Annotated in this window: 11 protein-coding genes and 2 pseudogenes; 1 reads left to right on the top strand and 12 read right to left on the bottom strand. The window is 57.7% G+C overall.

The genetic code is table 11. The features are described from left to right. Positions 1 to 135 precede the first annotated feature (135 nt). The 11 genes and pseudogenes from MR825_RS11780 to MR825_RS11735 form a co-directional block, all read right to left on the bottom strand. Positions 136 to 783 carry a hypothetical protein gene (locus tag MR825_RS11780; RefSeq protein WP_287880864.1) on the bottom strand — a complete coding sequence of 216 codons (648 nt, stop codon included), beginning with the start codon at positions 781 to 783 and terminating at the stop codon, positions 136 to 138. A gap of 101 nt (positions 784 to 884) precedes the next feature. Continuing rightward, positions 885 to 1,088, bottom strand: a pseudogene (locus MR825_RS14480) (IS1182 family transposase); the annotation flags it as partial. Positions 1,089 to 1,846: 758 nt separating this feature from the next. Next, on the bottom strand, positions 1,847 to 3,064 hold the full coding sequence (locus tag MR825_RS11775; RefSeq protein ID WP_287880862.1) for a dipeptidase: 1,218 nt from the start codon (positions 3,062 to 3,064) through the stop codon (positions 1,847 to 1,849). Positions 3,065 to 3,082: 18 nt separating this feature from the next. Then, entirely contained in the window at positions 3,083 to 4,300 is a 1,218-nt protein-coding gene (locus tag MR825_RS11770; protein WP_287880860.1) for a dipeptidase, read from the bottom strand. 12 nt (positions 4,301 to 4,312) lie between these two features. Next, entirely contained in the window at positions 4,313 to 5,527 is a 1,215-nt protein-coding gene (locus tag MR825_RS11765) for a dipeptidase (protein ID WP_287880858.1), read from the bottom strand. Between the two features lie 110 nt (positions 5,528 to 5,637). Then, the gene (locus tag MR825_RS11760) at positions 5,638 to 7,290 is read right to left on the bottom strand and encodes an ABC transporter substrate-binding protein (protein WP_287880856.1); all 1,653 of its coding nucleotides are present in this window, start codon (positions 7,288 to 7,290) and stop codon (positions 5,638 to 5,640) included. Between the two features lie 105 nt (positions 7,291 to 7,395). Then, complete coding sequence (locus tag MR825_RS11755) at positions 7,396 to 9,015, bottom strand: N-acyl-D-amino-acid deacylase family protein (protein ID WP_287880854.1); 1,620 nt, start codon at positions 9,013 to 9,015, stop codon at positions 7,396 to 7,398. A 43-nt stretch (positions 9,016 to 9,058) separates the two neighbouring features. Then, positions 9,059 to 9,904, bottom strand: a complete 846-nt coding sequence (locus MR825_RS11750; RefSeq protein ID WP_287880852.1) for an ABC transporter permease — start codon at positions 9,902 to 9,904, stop codon at positions 9,059 to 9,061. Between the two features lie 2 nt (positions 9,905 to 9,906). Continuing rightward, positions 9,907 to 10,869: an ABC transporter permease gene (locus MR825_RS11745; protein WP_287880850.1), complete on the bottom strand. Its 963-nt coding sequence runs from the start codon at positions 10,867 to 10,869 to the stop codon at positions 9,907 to 9,909. Then, positions 10,869 to 11,861, bottom strand: coding sequence for an ABC transporter ATP-binding protein (locus MR825_RS11740; protein ID WP_287880848.1), 993 nt, complete (start codon positions 11,859 to 11,861; stop codon positions 10,869 to 10,871). Before MR825_RS11740 ends, MR825_RS11745 begins: the two co-directional genes overlap by 1 nt. Before the next feature lie 2 nt (positions 11,862 to 11,863). Further along, positions 11,864 to 12,841, bottom strand: coding sequence for an ABC transporter ATP-binding protein (locus tag MR825_RS11735; RefSeq protein ID WP_287880846.1), 978 nt, complete (start codon positions 12,839 to 12,841; stop codon positions 11,864 to 11,866). A 241-nt stretch (positions 12,842 to 13,082) separates the two neighbouring features. Here MR825_RS11735 and MR825_RS14435 point away from each other — a divergent pair. Then, a pseudogene (locus MR825_RS14435) lies at positions 13,083 to 14,380 on the top strand (ISL3 family transposase). Positions 14,381 to 14,641: 261 nt separating this feature from the next. Here MR825_RS14435 and MR825_RS11720 read toward each other — a convergent pair. Then, positions 14,642 to 15,253: DDE-type integrase/transposase/recombinase (locus MR825_RS11720; protein WP_287880840.1), on the bottom strand; the 612-nt coding region annotated here is incomplete at its 5' end.

Below are 15,253 nucleotides of genomic sequence, written 5' to 3'. Positions count from 1 at the left end.
CGCATGGGGTCAAAATCAAAAAACTTGCGTAAAAAAGGCCGCACAAAGGTACAGCCCGGAAAATACGGTTTGCAAGAGTAACTTCCGGTCTTTCGGGGGGAGTATATGTGTACCCTCCTGTCTGAATCGGCTTGTTTACTTGACTAACTTTGCGGTTAAATTCACATCATCCGGTGGTATCAGGGTTAAACCCATCCTCCGGATTGTCTCGGTCCCAAATCGCTCCATGGCCACTTCTATCGGCGTTCTGTTGCCCAGTCCGGGCCGCTTTGTGCTGTTGATGTGACTCATCATTAAGTCTACCTTCTCCTGCGTCAAGCCGTCCAGAGAGGTGCCGTGGGGAACGATATATCGAATATACTCATGGTTCTTTTCTATGACGCCCTTCTGGTCAGAACAGCGTGGCTGGCAGTAGAAAAGGTGGGTACGGCGAGTACCATCCTGCCGGTATTCAAACAACTCCGTTCCGTCATCTGTGAGAATCACCGGCAGCATTCTGTTAAACAGAGCATCTCCCAGCATATCCTCCAATCGGTTCATGGCAGCTACGGTATTGTCCATCGCCTTGCTATCCAGGAGAAATGCCAGCATCAGTTTTTCTTCGCACCAAAACAGCGTCAGCAGGACTTTACCGCCCTTGGTTCCCTCTACGGTGTCCATCTGCACAATGTGCTCTGTCGGGTTCTGGAGCAGCCACTCTTTGAAGTTCTTATAGTGATGCCCAACTTTCTTGCGAGGACTGGTTTTCGGCTCTTTTGTGAGATTCCGTTTCTTATACCGCACACTTCGCCGCATATCAAGGCTTTTTGCACTCAAATATCCTGCACTGATGTAGCGATACAGGGTTCTTTCTTTGCAAGGGATCTCGTCCTCGTGGGTGGCTATAGATAGCCCACCAGAAGCATCTTGAACATACAGACGGGATCCACAGATGGGCGCCCGATAGAGGGATAGTATGGTGCAAGCAAGTCGTATATGAACTCGAAGGATATGACCCGGTCAATTTTCCGCAATAAATGTTTCTCTGGGATCAGGGATTCCATATCCACGAAGACCATTGTCATTTGCCCATCTCGCCGTCCCATCATGCTCTATCCCTCCTATTATAATATGTTTAGGGTTAAGGCACGGCAGCCAGCCGTGTCTTTTTCCATATCATTGTACCACATAGAGGCTTCTGGCACTACTTTGTCAACAGGTCCCTTATTCTACCTGACCTCGTCAAATCTATCGGCACAAAAAGGCCGCCATCTCAGTGTGCAAGCATTGAGATGGCGGCCAATTATGTTTTGGGAATCTTGCACTCTTGAGGAGCGTTCTTGGGAAGTAAGGTTCTCCGCTGGTAGGGAGAGCAGATATTTTCTTGGACCAAGCGACCAACCCAAGACTTTTTATAAATTCAATCGGACTCATTGCCCCGAGAGATTGTTTGATCCGTTTCTCTTGATACCAGATCATATGGCGACTTATTTCATTGATAAATGAGGCTTCCTGTGAAACTTTCTCACCCTGGTAGTGCTGTGAGGGCATAGTTCCCCCTACCCCCAGAAAGAGAGCGATAAAGTTGCTTAATCAGGTGGGCTGTATGGTCGTGGTCATAGGTGCCTCCCAGCCTAGCAATTTGAGTTTTTTGAGATAGGCGTTGATTTTCCACTCGTTATTGAACTGGTTATAATTCGCTCTTGGCCGCGGCGGCGGCCAAGGTCATGGCGGTAAAGCAACGTCCGATACATCCACTGCGGTGCCGGGAAGGTATGGGCCTGCAGGATGGCCCGGCGTCACTCCATCTCCTCCTGCCCTAAAGGGGAGGATCACATGACTCCCGGAATCAGGTATAAAAGCTTCATCAGGCCCAGACCTCGCTGAGGACCCGAATGGCGTTGCCGCCGATGACCTTGCCGATGTCCTCGTCGGAGTAGTTGTGCTTCACCAGCCAGCGGATGATGTTCCAGCTGGACTCGGTAGGGTTCTCCAAGTACTTGACGTAGGGGACCTCCTCGTAGGAGACCCCGGCCTTGGAGGTGCTGGCGATGGACAAGGCGGCGGAGAAGGCGTGATGGACGCCCACGTGGTCGCCGTAGAGGCAGTCCACACCGAAGCCTACGTGGTCGATACCCACCATGTTCTTCACATACTCGAAGTGTTCCATAAAGCTGTCCAGGTCATGGGTCATGTTGGTCTTGGACATGGTGGTGTGGGGGGCGGCCTCAATACCGATAACACCGCCCTTCTTAGCCACGGCCTGAATCAGTTCATCGCTGGCCATCCGCTTGGTGGGCCACACGCTCTTGGCACCCACGTGGGAGGCTATAATGGGCTTCTTGGAGTACATCACCGCGTCATAGGCGGTCTGAGGAGCGCAGTGAGACACGTCGATGAGCATACCAACCTTGTTCATCCGTTCAACGCACTTCTGGCCAAACTTGGTCAGGCCGCCGTCGTTGTCCTCCTTACAGCCGCTGCCCAGAGCGTTGCTCTCGGAGTAGGTCACGCCAAGCTGGCGGACGCCCAAGCCGTAGAGGATATCGATGCGGTCTACCTCGTTCTCGATGCAGGCGGCGCCCTCCACCACGGCCACCCAGGCAATCTTTCCGGCCTTCTTGGCGGCTAAGATGTCATCCACCGTCTTGCAGTGGACCAGGAAGTCCTGATGGGCGATGTCGCACAGGCGCATACCAAGGTCGTGGATAATGTCGATCCACTTCCAGCCGCCGGGGCTGGAGATAATGTTCACGCCGTCCAGTTGGTTGTCGAACACACAGTCCAGGTTGGACCAGGACAGGGCCTCATAGGCGGTCATCTCACGGCCGTTTCGCATGACATTGAAAATGTTCTCCGCTGTGTGTACGTCCTTGGGGAACAAGGTGGGGTGATCGTGAAGGCTGATGTAGGGGTACTTAGCCAGCAGCTCGGCCACCCGGGCCTCCTGTTCGGCGTTGAGCTCCACCACGTGGCGGCCCGCCCAGTCCCACCGGGCCCAATCAAACTTGGGGTAATCCACCCCCTCCTCCAGGTACTCATAAGCCTGATAGCCATTGTAGGCCGGCTTCTTTTTCAGTTCCATTCGACATTCTCCTTCGTTTCAGGCCCAGACTTCCCGCAGGACCCGGATGGCGTTGCCGCCGATGACCTTGCCGATGTCCTTGTCGGAGTAGCCGTGCTTCACCAGCCAGCGGATGATGTTCCAGCTTGCTTCGGTGGGGTTTTCCAGATATTTTACAAAGGGGACCTCGGTGTACTTGTTCTGACTTCTGGAGGTCTCCCCGGTGGAGAGGGCGGCAGCAAAGGCATGATGCAGGCCCACGTGGTCACCGTACATACCGTCCACGCCAAAGCCCACATGGTCGATGCCCACCAGATTTTTGACGTACTCGAAGTGCTCCATGAAGCTGTCCAGGTCATGGGTCATGCGGGTCCTGGACATGGTGGTATGTGGGGCGGCCTCGATGCCGATAACGCCACCCTTGGTCCCGATGGCCTTCAGCAACTCGTCCCCGGCCATCCGCTTGGTGTTCCAAACGCCCTTGGCACCCACATGGCTCATGATAATGGGCTTTTGGGAGTACATCACGGCGTCGTAGGCGGTCTGCTCCCCGCAGTGGGACACGTCGAGAAGCATCCCCACCTTGTTCATCCGCTCCACGCACTTCCGGCCCAACTTGGTCAGGCCGCCGTCGTGGTCCTCCTTGCAGCCGCTACCCAGGGCGTTGCTCTCGGAATAGGTCACGCCAAGCTGGCGGATTCCCAGACCGTATAAGATGTCGATACGGTCCACCTCGTTCTCAATGGGAGCGGCCCCTTCGATGGCGAAAACGCAGGCGATCTTCCCCGCCTTCTTGGCGGCCAGGATGTCGTCCACCGTCTTACAGTGGACCAGGAAATCCTGGTGGGCAATATCGCACAGGCGCATCCCCAGGTCGTGGATGATGTCAATCCACTTCCAGCCCTCGGGGCTGGAGATAATGTTGGTGCCGTCCATCATGTTGTCGAAGATACCGTCGATGTTGGACCAGGACAGGGCCTCGTAGCCGCACTTGTCCCGGCCCTCCCGCATCCCCTCGAACAGGGGCTCGCAGGTGGACATATCCCGGGTGGTGAAATCCGGGTGGTCGTGGAGGCTGATGTAGGGATACTTGGCCAGCAACTCGGCCACCCGGGCCTCCTCCTCGCCGCTAAGGGGGAGAATGCTTCGGCCAGCCCAGTCCCAGTCGGCCCAGTCGATGACCTTGTAGTCCTTGCTGGGCTCCAGGTATTGGTATGCCTCATAGGGGCGATAGCCCTTCTTCTGCTTGAATTCCATGGGCCGCGACCCTTAGTTGGCCCAGACTTCCCGCAGGACTCGAATGGCGTTGCCGCCGATGACCTTGCCGATGTCCTCCTCGGAGTAGCCGTGCTTCACCAGCCAGCGGACGATGTTCCAGCTTGCCTCGGTGGGATTCTCCAGGCCCCAGACGAAGGGGACCTCCTCATAGGGCAAGTTGGCGGTCTCAGCGGTGGAGAGGGCGGCGGCAAAGGCGTGATGGACGCCCACGTGGTCGCCGTAGAGGCAGTCCACGCCAAAGCCCACGTGATCGATGCCCACCAGGTTTTTCACATACTCGAAGTGCTCCATGACGCTGTCCAGGTCATGGGTCATCTTGGTCTTGGACATGGTGGTGTGTGGGGCGGACTCGATTCCGATAACGCCGCCCTTGGCGCCCACAGCCTCGAGGACCTCGTCGCTGGCCATCCGCTTGATGTCCCAGACGGCCTTGGCACCCACATGGCTCATGATAATAGGCTTTTGGGAGTACATGATGGCGTCGTAGGCGGTCTTCTGTCCGCAGTGGGACACGTCGATGAGCATACCAACCTTGTTCATCCGCTCCACGCACCTCTGGCCGAACTTGGTCAGGCCGCCGTCGTTGTCCTCCTTCATGCCGTTGCCCAGGGCGTTGCTCTCGGAGTAGGTCACGCCAAGCTGGCGGACGCCTAAGCCGTAGAGGATGTCGATGCGGTCCACCTCATTCTCGATGCAGGCGGCACCCTCGATGCTGGCCACCCAGGCGATCTTCCCCGCCTTCTTGGCGGCCAGGATGTCGTCCACCGTCTTACAGTGGACTAGGAAATCCTGGTGGGCGATATCGCACAGGCGCATACCAAGGTCGTGGATGATGTCGATCCACTTCCAGCCGCCGGGGCTGGAGATGATATTCACGCCGTCGAGCATGTTGTCGAATACGCAGTCGATGTTGGACCAGGACAGGGCCTCATAGCCGCACACGGCTCGGCCCTGGCGCATGGAGTCATAAATGTGGTCCAGGGTGCTCATGTCCTTGGGGTAGAATGTGGGGTGGTCGTGAAGGCTGATGTAGGGGTACTTGGCGAAAATTTCGGCGGCCATGGCCTCCTGTTCCGGGTCAAGCTCCACCACATGACGACCTGCCCAGTCCCACTGAGCCCACTCGAAGTCCTTGTAATCCTTGCCGGGCTCCAGGTAATCGTAGGCGGTATAGCCCTTGTAGGCCGGCTTCTGCTTGAATTTCATGATAATCAAAACTCCTCCCGGTATTTGATAAGACCGCAAAATAAAACGGGGAGGTGGACGAGCCTGGGCCAGACCGCCTCCCCGCGTTCAATCAGGATGTACGCGCTTGCTTATTTGGCGTAGACACCCACAAAGTCGGAGCAGGCCAAGAAAGCGGAGTTGCCGGGCTTCAGATTCCAGCCGTCAAACTTCTCGGTGCTAGTCACATAGGTGTTGTTGGGTACCAGCAGGTGGACGCAGGGCAGGTTCTCCACGAACCACTGTTGCCACTGGTCCAGCCGCTTGATGCGGGCCTGGTAATCGGTTTCGCCCTGCATAGCCTGGAGGAGGTCCTCCTGGGTCTGGTCGTTGAACTCCATGAAGTTCAGGGTCTGGCCGATGCCGAAGCAGGTAAGCAGGGTGGTGTCCACGTCGTCGATGGTACCCCAACTGCTGTAGCTGATGTCGTACTTGTGGCCTTGGGTCACGTTGGCGGAGAAGGTGGCAGCGTCTACGGGCTGGAGCACCAGCTCGACGCCAGCCTCGGCGCAGCCGGACTTCAGAATGGTCATTACGCCATCGGCGTTGCTCAGGGTGCTTTTATAGGTGAGGGTGAAGCTCAAGGGAGTGCCATCGTCGCTCTCACGGACACCGTCGCCGTTGGAGTCCTTGTAGCCGGCCTGCTCCAGCAGGGAGGCAGCAGCGGAGGTGTCAAAGGCGGGCTGACGGATGTCGGAGGCCACAAAGTCGCCGTACACAGGGCTGACGGGGGTGTACATGGCGGTGGCACCGCCGGCAAAGGCCACGTTCACCAGGGCCTCACGGTCGCAGCTCATGGCGATGGCCTGTCGGATGTTTACATCGGTGAGCAGGGGGTTAGTCTGAGAGAAGGTGATCAGAGCGTAGCCCAGAGAGCCCACACTATCAATGAAGTAGGAGGGGTTACCCTGGAGCTGGGTGACGGAGGAGGTGCTTAGGAAGTTGGCGCACGCATCCACCTCGCCGTTCTGCAGGGCTAGGACCATGGCGTTCTCATCGGTGAAGACGCGGAACACTACCTCATCCAGGTAGGCGCCCTGGCCGTCGTTAGCGAGGGTAAAATAGGGGTTGCGCTCCAGCACCACGTACTCACCGTCCACCCACTCGCTGACGTAGTAGGGGCCGTAGCCGGCACCGCTGTAATCATAGGTGGTGGGGTCGGTCACGCTCTCCCACTCGCTCTGGCGCATAATGGGCATCCAGTAGCCGGCGCCGTTCCAGAAGTTCACGTTGGGGGATGAGAGGACGAAGCGCACGGTGGAGTCGTCCACGGTCTCGGACTTATCAAAGTCTACCAGGCCGTAGTAGCTGTCGAAGAAGCCAATGTGATGCTCTACACCGTACTTGGCGGTGAAGAGAAGGTCAGCGGAGGTAACGGGCACTCCGTCGTTCCAGACCAGGTCCTTCAGGGTGATGGTCCACTCGGTGCAGTCCTCGTTGGAGGTGGAGGACTCGGCTAGGTAGTTGTACTTGACGCCGTTTTCATCCATGGTCACCAGGTTGGGGCAGACCAGGTTCATAATGGTGGCGGAGTTCAAGTCGTTCTGGCACCAGATGTTCTCACTGACGGGGGCGCTGTTGAGGCCCACGTTGATAGAGCCGCCCACCTTGGGGGTGCGGTCCTCAGTGGGGGCAGAGGGAGTCGCGCTGTCGCTGGGAGCGGGGGGGGTGCTGGTGCCACTGCCGCAGGCGGCGAGAGACAGGGTCAGGCAGCCAGCCAGCAGGAGGGAAATGGCTTTTTTCATGACTAGGTTCCTTTCTTTTTTTGTTTTGGTGCCTCCGGAGACTGAGCGCGGTATTCGCTGGTCCTGGGGGATTATAACTACGGGAAGGCAACCCGCAATTATCGGTCAAAGGCCCTGCTCATTCTTCTTAAGCACCCGGCCGGCGTAGGTCTGGAACAGCTCGCCGTCCTTCAGTTCAACCTTGCCGTTGCACAGCACTAGGTCGCAGCCGGTGGCGTTGAGCTTTGGGGTCTTGTACTGTATCTGATCCATCTCAGGGTAGCGGTAGTTGGGCAGGTCGATGACCGCCACATCGGCGTAGCAGCCCTCCATCAGGCGGCCGCGTTTGTAGATGCCGAAGTGGTCGGCCACCATGGTGGTGTTCCGGCGGACGATCTCCTCGTAGGGGACACCTTTCTTCTGGTACATCTGGGCGAAGATGGCAAAACCGCCCCGACGGCGAATCTCATACCAGTCGAAAGGGTCCTCCGGGTCGCCCATAATGGTGTCGCTGCCCACGGAGACGTAGGGGTTGGCGACGATGGAATCACAGTGGTCAATGAACTTGCTGGGGGTGTTGGCGGCGGGGGCGTTGAGCCAGAAGACGTAGTTGAGATCGTCGGCCATCAGGTCCAGCATACACTCATCCTCGTCGATGCCCCGCTCCCGGGCGATGTCCCGCACAGAGCGGTTCTCCAGATGGGGGTCCTCTGAGTGGACGATGTAAATTTTGTCCTTGGGGCCGGCCATGGTATAGTTTTCCCGCTTGATGAGCTCCCGGCCCTCCCGGGTCTTCAGAGCCCGCTTGACCCCCTCGATGCCCTGACTGAAGAGCTCATCGCTGAGTGCCATGGTGAAGAGGAGCATCCGCTCCTTGCCGGTGCAGTGGCCCACACTGCTGGGAATCACGTCGATGTGGGCCCGGACCCCCTCGCTGATGGCCTTGAGGGCGATGTCGTAGGACTCAGGGCTATTGGAGGCCAAGTGGGAGATTTGAATTTTTGCCCCGGTGCGGCGGCCAACCTCACAGAACTCGGCAGTGGATTCCGGGATGCCGATGTAGTGACGTAGATGGGCAGCGGAGACAGCGTCGTAGCGCTTGATGATGTTCACCACGTCGCACAGCTCATCAGTGGTGGCGTAGCGGCTGGGCACATAGTCCAGACCGAAAGAGATGCCCCAGGCGCCCTGGTCCATGTTGTGGCGGATGATGGCCTCAATCTGGGCCTGCTCCAGTTCGTCGGGGGGGCGGTTGTAGGCCCCGTGCATCACGTACTGGCGGATGCTGCCGTGGCCCAGCAGTGTGACGAAGTTGCAGTTGGTGCCCACGGTGGCCACCGCGTCGCAGTAGCCGGCGAAATCGTGCCAGTCAGGCCACTTTTCCATGTATCGCTGGTACTGCTTGATGCCTACCAGGCCATTGCCCAGGTAGTAGTCCAGAATCTCCTTCTTGTGGCCGGGGACCACGCTGTGGCTGCAGTTGCCGTTCACCAGGGTGGTGACGCCCTGACGGATGTAGGACTCGTAAGAGCCGTCGTCAAAGCAGTACCACTCCTCGTGGACGTGGGGGTCAATGAGGCCGGGGATGACGTACTTCCCCTTGGCATCATAGGTATCCCTGGCCTCCTCCCGGATGTCGGGGGCCACCTGGGCGATCCGGTTGCCCTGAATGGCCACGTCGGCGGCAAAGGCGGGCTTTCCGGTGCCGTCCACGACCATGCCGTTGCGAATTAGAAAATCATACATTGCTGCTTCCAGCTCCTTTCATATCGTTCCGCGAAGGCTTCCTTTACTCCCGCCCCTTAGGGTTCAGACAATCGTTGAGCGCGGTGCCCAGCAGATTGAAGCAGATGACGTAAATGGCGATGCACAGGCTGGGGATGAGCCACCACCACCAGGGGTTCGGGCTGCTGATGACGGCGTTCTGACTCCAGGCCCGCTTGAGGACGGTGCCCCAGCTCCAGGTGGTGGGGTCACCCAAACCCAGGAAGCTCAGGCTGGCCTCGGTGAGCACGGCGGAGGCCATGACCAGAGTCATGTTGACGAACACCGGCCCGGAGGCGTTGAGGAGCACGTGCCTGAACAAAACGCTGCGGCCGGGCAGGCCCAGGCACTTAGCGGCCTCAATGTACTGCATTTCCCGAATCTTCAAGGTGCTGTTCTTGGTCACCCGGGCCAGCTGGGGCCAGGAGAAGATGCCTAAAATAAGTGCCACGTTGGTGATGGAGGTCCCCATGACGGCCGCCATAATGATCATAAGGGGCAGCATGGGCAGGGTCATGAAGATGTCGATGAAGGCGTCCACGACCTCGCTGACGATTCCCTTGGTATAGCCGCACAGCAGGCCCAGAGGGATGCCGATAAGGCCGGAGATGAGCATGGCCAGGATGGAGACATATAGGGAGGTACGGGCGCCCCAGGCCAGCTCGGCGAAGATGTCCAGGCCCAGGTTGTCTGTGCCCAGCCAGTGCTGGGCGCTGGGCGCCATGAGGATGTCGGTGGTGTAGCCGTCAGGCTTGGCCACCAGCATGGGGCCGAAGATGCCGATGAGCAGGATGATCATGACACCGATAAAGCCGATCATTCCGTTCCGGTTACGGACAAAGTAGTATAAAAAGTTCTTTCGCTCTTTCATGTTCAACCTCCCAGCTTGATGCGCGGGTCCAGCCAGGCCACGACAAGGTCTGTCAGGAAGCTCATGATGACAACGGACACGGCCATCAGAAGGAATGCGCCCTGGAGTACCGGGTAGTCCAGGGCGTTCACCGAGTCATAGATGAGCCGCCCAATGCCGGGCCAGGAAAAGACAGTCTCGGTGACGGTGGCACCGCCCACCATGATGCCGATCTGCATTCCAATGACGGTGACGGTGGGGATCAGGGCGTTTTTCAGGGCGTGGACCCGAATTACCTGGCCCTTGCTGTTGCCCTTGGCGTAGGCAGTGCGGATGTAGTCCTCCCGGAGGACATCGATCATGCTGTTTCGGGTGTAGAGCACCGCGTTGGCCAGATTAGTGATGGACAGGGCCACCGCCGGCAGGATCAGGTGTTTTATCACATCCAGGTAGAAGCCTATTCCCTGCCCCTTGGGCGGCGTATAGGCACCGCCAGTGGGCAGCAGCTTGAGCCGGAAGGAGAAAATATAAAGGAGCAGGAAGGCCATGAAGGGGATGAATACGGAGATGCCCATGGTCACCACGATACTGATGAGCCGGTCGGCCAACTTCCCCTTATGCGCGGCGGCGAACAGGCCCACGCCGATTCCGATGAAGATGACGATGACCATGACGGCGGCCAGAAGGGTCAGGGTCCAGGGTAGCTTCTGGGCCAAGTACTCGCTCACCGGGATGCGCTTGGCGAAGCTGGTGCCCATATTCCCGTGGAGCAGCTCCCGCATATAGAGCACATACTGCACGCCCTTGGACTTGTCCAGACCGTAGGCCTGGATGAGTGCCTGACGGGACTCCTCGGTCATCTGGGGGCTGATGAGCAGGTCGACGGGGTTAGAGGGCATGGCCCGGACGATGAAGAATACTAGGGTCACAGAGACGAAAATGGTTAGGATGCCGCGTCCTAGGCGGCGAATCAAGTAGCGAAGCATCATGGAGCCTCCTTTACGAAGTGACAGCGAACGTAGTGGCCTTCTTCCACCTTCATCAGTTCTGGCTCCTCCTCGAAGCAGCGGGGCTGGGCCTTGAAGCATCTCTGGCAGAAGCGGCAGCCTTCTGGGGGGTCCACCACGCTGGGGATGTCGCCCTCCAGCAGGATTCGCTGGGCCCTGGGCGCGGTGCTGGGCTGCGGGATGGCGGAGACCAGCGCCTGAGTGTAGGGGTGGGTGCGATCCGCGAAGAGCTGGTCGTAGTGGGCGATCTCCATGACCTTGCCCAGGTACATGACCAGGATGCGGTCGCTGATGTAGCGGATGACCGCCAAGTCATGGCCTATGAACACATAGGTCAGATTAAATTTGCGCTTCAGCTCATTGAAGAGGTTCAAAATCTGGGCCTGGACCGACACGTCCAGCGCCGAGACCGACTCGTCGCAGAACAGGACCTTGGGGCTGACCGCCAGGGCCCGGACGATTCCGATGCGCTGGCGCTGGCCGCCGGAAAACTCATGAGGGAAGCGGTCATAGACCTCGGCCCGCAGGCCCACCGTCTCCAGCAGACGCTTGACCTTGACCTCGGCCTCCTTATGGTTGGCAGCCTGCCTGTTGTAGAGCATGGGCTCGGCGATGGCCTCGCCGATCTTCAGTTTCGGGTTCAGGCTGGCGTAGGGGTCCTGAAAGATCATCTGCAGCTCGCTGCGGAGTTTCCGCTTTTCGGCGGCGGAGACGTGGAAATCCGTGATGTCCTCCCCCCCGTAGGCAACATGGCCGGAGGTCACCGGGGTCAGGGCCAGGATGGTGCGGGCTAAGGTGGATTTGCCGGATCCGGACTCGCCCACGATGCCCAGAGTCTCGCCGGGATAGAGCTCAAAGCTCACGTCCTCCACCGCGTGAACATACCGCTTGGGCTCGATGAGCTTGCGCTTTTTTACCGGGAAAAATTTTGTCAGGTGCTCCACTTTTAAGAGCGGTGCTTGTTCAGCCATGGTTACGCCTCCTCGTCAAAGTCCAGCCAGCACTGGACGTAGTGGTCCTTGTTAATGATTCGGGTGGGGGGAGACTCCTGGAGACACCGCTCCATGCAATGCTCGCAGCGGCCAGCGAATCGGCAGCCGGGCTCAAAGTCGTATACCGTGGGCACCGAGCCGGGAATGGTGGGCAGGGGCTTCTTTTCACTGTACATGGTAGGCACGGAGGCCATAAGACCCTTGGTATAGGGGTGGAGGGGGTGGTCAAAAATGGCGGCCAGAGTGCCCTGCTCCACGGCCCGGCCCGCGTACATCACGGCCACCTCGTCGCAGACCTCGGCCACCACACCCAGGTTGTGGGTAATGAGCATGAGGCTGCCCGAGGCGCCCTTTAGCCGGCGCATGATGTCCAGAATCTGGGCCTGGATGGTCACGTCCAGGGCAGTGGTGGGCTCGTCGGCGATGAGCAGGTCGGGGTGGTTAATGATGGCCATGGCAATCATCACCCGCTGGCGCATCCCGCCGGAAAACTCGTGTGGGTACTGGTCCACGCGGGTCTCGGGCGCGGCGATGCCGACCTCGGCGAGGGATTGGATCACCCGTTCCCGCACCTCCTGGGCGTTCATCTCCGGGTGATGGAGAGTCAGTACCTCTCCGATCTGCTGCCCGATGGTGAGCACAGGGTTCAGGGCGGTCATGGGCTCCTGGAAGATCATAGCCAACTTATTACCACGGACCCGGCGCATCTCCTCCTCTGACATTTGCAGAAGGTCCTCGCCTTCCAGAAGAATCTCGCCGCCCTGCACGGTGGCCGCGTCGGGTAACAGGCGCATGGCGGAGAGGCTGGTCATGCTCTTGCCGCAGCCAGATTCGCCCACAACACCCAGGGCCTTCCCAGCCTCGACCCTCAGACACAGCCGATCCAGGAGATTGAAGACCTTCCCATCGTCGTCCTTGAAGCCCATGCTGTAATCCTTGAATTCTACAATCGTCGCCATGACATTTCTCTCTCCTGTTCTGGGCCTGGCCCGTGAGGTGGATGTGCTTTGCGCCGTAACGCATTAACCCGTTGAAGCAGCTCTTTATAAAAATAGCGCTATCCCACCAGGGAGATTAGCGCCTTTTTAGGCTCTTCGGTAGAATGCGTGGGCAGTAAAAACTGAAGAAGTCCTTGATCCGCAAGGGCTTTCTCACTATGATTATGTTATTCAAAACGAATCAAAAGGTGGGGCTCCCCAAATGCGCACAAAAGATATCATACAGCCATTAGTCGGTACCAAGGATATTGTCGTGAAAGATCTTTTCTTTGACACCGAGGCCAATGCTTTCGTGGTTGCAGTACAGCCCACAAAGAAGGAGCAGTGCCGGTGTAGTAGCTGTCACTGCAAGGCACCATATTACGATGCTGGGCGAGGACCGCGCCGCTGGCGTGCGTTGGATATTGGCACCAACAAGTCTTTTATAGAAGGTCCTGTGCCCCGTGCCTACTGCAAGAAGCATGGTATGGTTGCCGCTGCCGTGCCTTGGGCAAGGCGTGACTCCCGGTTTTGTGCGAGCTTCGAGGAACAGGTTGCCTGGATTACCACGCACACCTCGCGCTCCGTTGTCTCAGAGCTGATGCGGGTGGAGTGGCACACGGTGGGTGACATCTGCGACCGGGTTTACAAGGATCTTGAAGCTGCAAATGCATTCCACTTTGACGGGCTGGTAAATGTCAGGATTGATGAGACCAGCTACAAGAAAGGCCGTAAGTACATGACCGTCGTTCTCAATCATGATACGAAGGCCGTGGTATGGTGCAGCGCAGGCTATGGCAAGGAAGTCCTGTCCCAGTTTTTTGAGCGACTGACGCCGGAACAAAGAGCATCTGTCGGTTGTGTTTCAGTAGATGAAGCCAGATGGATTGCGGACTGCGTGGCGCATTACTGCCCGATGCAGAGCGATGTGTAGACCCGTTCCATGTAGTTTCTTGGGCCACAGAAATCTTGGACAAAGTGCGCCACAAAGCCTGGTCCGAGGCCTACCAGGCATCCAAGAAAGCTCCCAAGAGAGGTCGCGGCCGCCCCACCAAGGGCAAGGTCGTAAATTCGGAGGAAAAGCAGGCAAAGGCAATGAAGAATCTCCGCTATGTCCTGCTCAAAAACCCAGAGCATCTGTCTGATAACCAGAGGGCGCAGCTCCAGTTTTTGATGGAGGCAAACCCGGGGCTTTACCGCGCCTATTTGCTGAAAGAAGGTCTCCGGTTGGCGCTCAAGGCTGGCCCAGAAGAGATTGCCGATGCCCTCCACAAGTGGATGGCGTGGGCCCAGCGATACCGAATTCCGGCCTTCCGTGAGTTGCGCTTGAAGATTAAGAGGCACTTCTCCGCCATCGTTGCGGTAGCCAAACACGGCCTCTCCAATGCTCGTGTAGAGGCTACGAACAACAAAATTAAGCTGATTATCCGTACAGCTTACGGATTCAGGAATACCCGCAGCCTGATTGCCATGGTCATGCTGTCCAGTTCAAGCGTCCAGCCGAGGCTTCCTGGCCGCTGACCGACCCACACATTCTACCGAAGCATCCTTTGGTGGTACCTTTTTTAGTTCCTCTTAAAGATTTTATATAGAATACCGCATTGTTGCCCGTTAGTAAATGACACATGTCATAATCAGGCGACTTCCGTCGCCGGAGCCCTTGCCGCGTTAATGAATCACAGACGTGAGATGCCCATTTGCATTTCTATCGCATAATTCCCCTGTAAATCCAAGGGAGTAGACAGAATCATTTTCCGTTGGAATTTATAATTTGTAGGTTAGTCAAACATATTGGATGGCGAACTCTGCGGGAGAAAGCCAGTGAAGGGGCCTCATGGGGAAGTTGATGGAGCGGCGGTTGTGGACAGCAAGTTGTTTGGCGAAGTCATACAGCGAGTAAAAGTTGTGGCAGGAGTAAAACCGTTTCTGGTCCTCCCGGTGGCTGCGTTCCACCTTGCCGTTGTGGCGGGGTGTATAAGGACGGATGAGTTTGTGCCGGATGCCTGGTTTAGCGGCGGCAGCTTCAAACAGGGTGGGTAGGTGCCGCTTGCTGTTGGGAAAACGGTTGGTGAACTCAAAACCGTTATCCGTTTGGACGCACTCCACCCGGATGCCTCGGCAGGCATACCATTTGACCAACTTTTTCAGGAAATCGGCAGAGGAATAAGTGGACTGCTCCGGGTAGGCAGCCAGAAAGCGCAGACGTGTGAACTCGTCAATGGCGGTGTACTGGTACAAACGCAGTTCCGGGTTGGCGATACAACAACGTGGGACTACCTTCACATCTACCGGTACCCGTTGCCCTGGATACGTTATCTGCTCATAGGGCTTTGGCTTGTAGACTGGTTTCTTCTCGGCCTGCCCCAGCTTGCGCATGACCCGGAACAGGCTCTC

It is taken from the genome of Lawsonibacter sp., from assembly GCF_022777125.1.
Taxonomy (GTDB): domain Bacteria; phylum Bacillota; class Clostridia; order Oscillospirales; family Oscillospiraceae; genus Lawsonibacter_A; species Lawsonibacter_A hominis.
The sequence above is the reverse complement of the archived record's forward strand: the minus strand, read 5'-3'. Positions and strand labels throughout refer to the sequence as shown.

Excerpts from the sequence above, each read along its gene's own strand:
- MR825_RS11775 (WP_287880862.1), bottom strand. The coding sequence starts at position 3,064 with ATGGAACTGAAAAAGAAGCCGGCCTACAATGGCTATCAGGCTTATGAG.
- MR825_RS11770 (WP_287880860.1), bottom strand. The coding sequence starts at position 4,300 with ATGGAATTCAAGCAGAAGAAGGGCTATCGCCCCTATGAGGCATACCAA.
- MR825_RS11765 (WP_287880858.1), bottom strand. The coding sequence starts at position 5,527 with ATGAAATTCAAGCAGAAGCCGGCCTACAAGGGCTATACCGCCTACGAT.
- MR825_RS11760 (WP_287880856.1), bottom strand. The coding sequence starts at position 7,290 with ATGAAAAAAGCCATTTCCCTCCTGCTGGCTGGCTGCCTGACCCTGTCT.
- MR825_RS11755 (WP_287880854.1), bottom strand. The coding sequence starts at position 9,015 with ATGTATGATTTTCTAATTCGCAACGGCATGGTCGTGGACGGCACCGGA.
- MR825_RS11750 (WP_287880852.1), bottom strand. The coding sequence starts at position 9,904 with ATGAAAGAGCGAAAGAACTTTTTATACTACTTTGTCCGTAACCGGAAC.
- MR825_RS11745 (WP_287880850.1), bottom strand. The coding sequence starts at position 10,869 with ATGCTTCGCTACTTGATTCGCCGCCTAGGACGCGGCATCCTAACCATT.
- MR825_RS11740 (WP_287880848.1), bottom strand. The coding sequence starts at position 11,861 with ATGGCTGAACAAGCACCGCTCTTAAAAGTGGAGCACCTGACAAAATTT.
- MR825_RS11735 (WP_287880846.1), bottom strand. The coding sequence starts at position 12,841 with ATGGCGACGATTGTAGAATTCAAGGATTACAGCATGGGCTTCAAGGAC.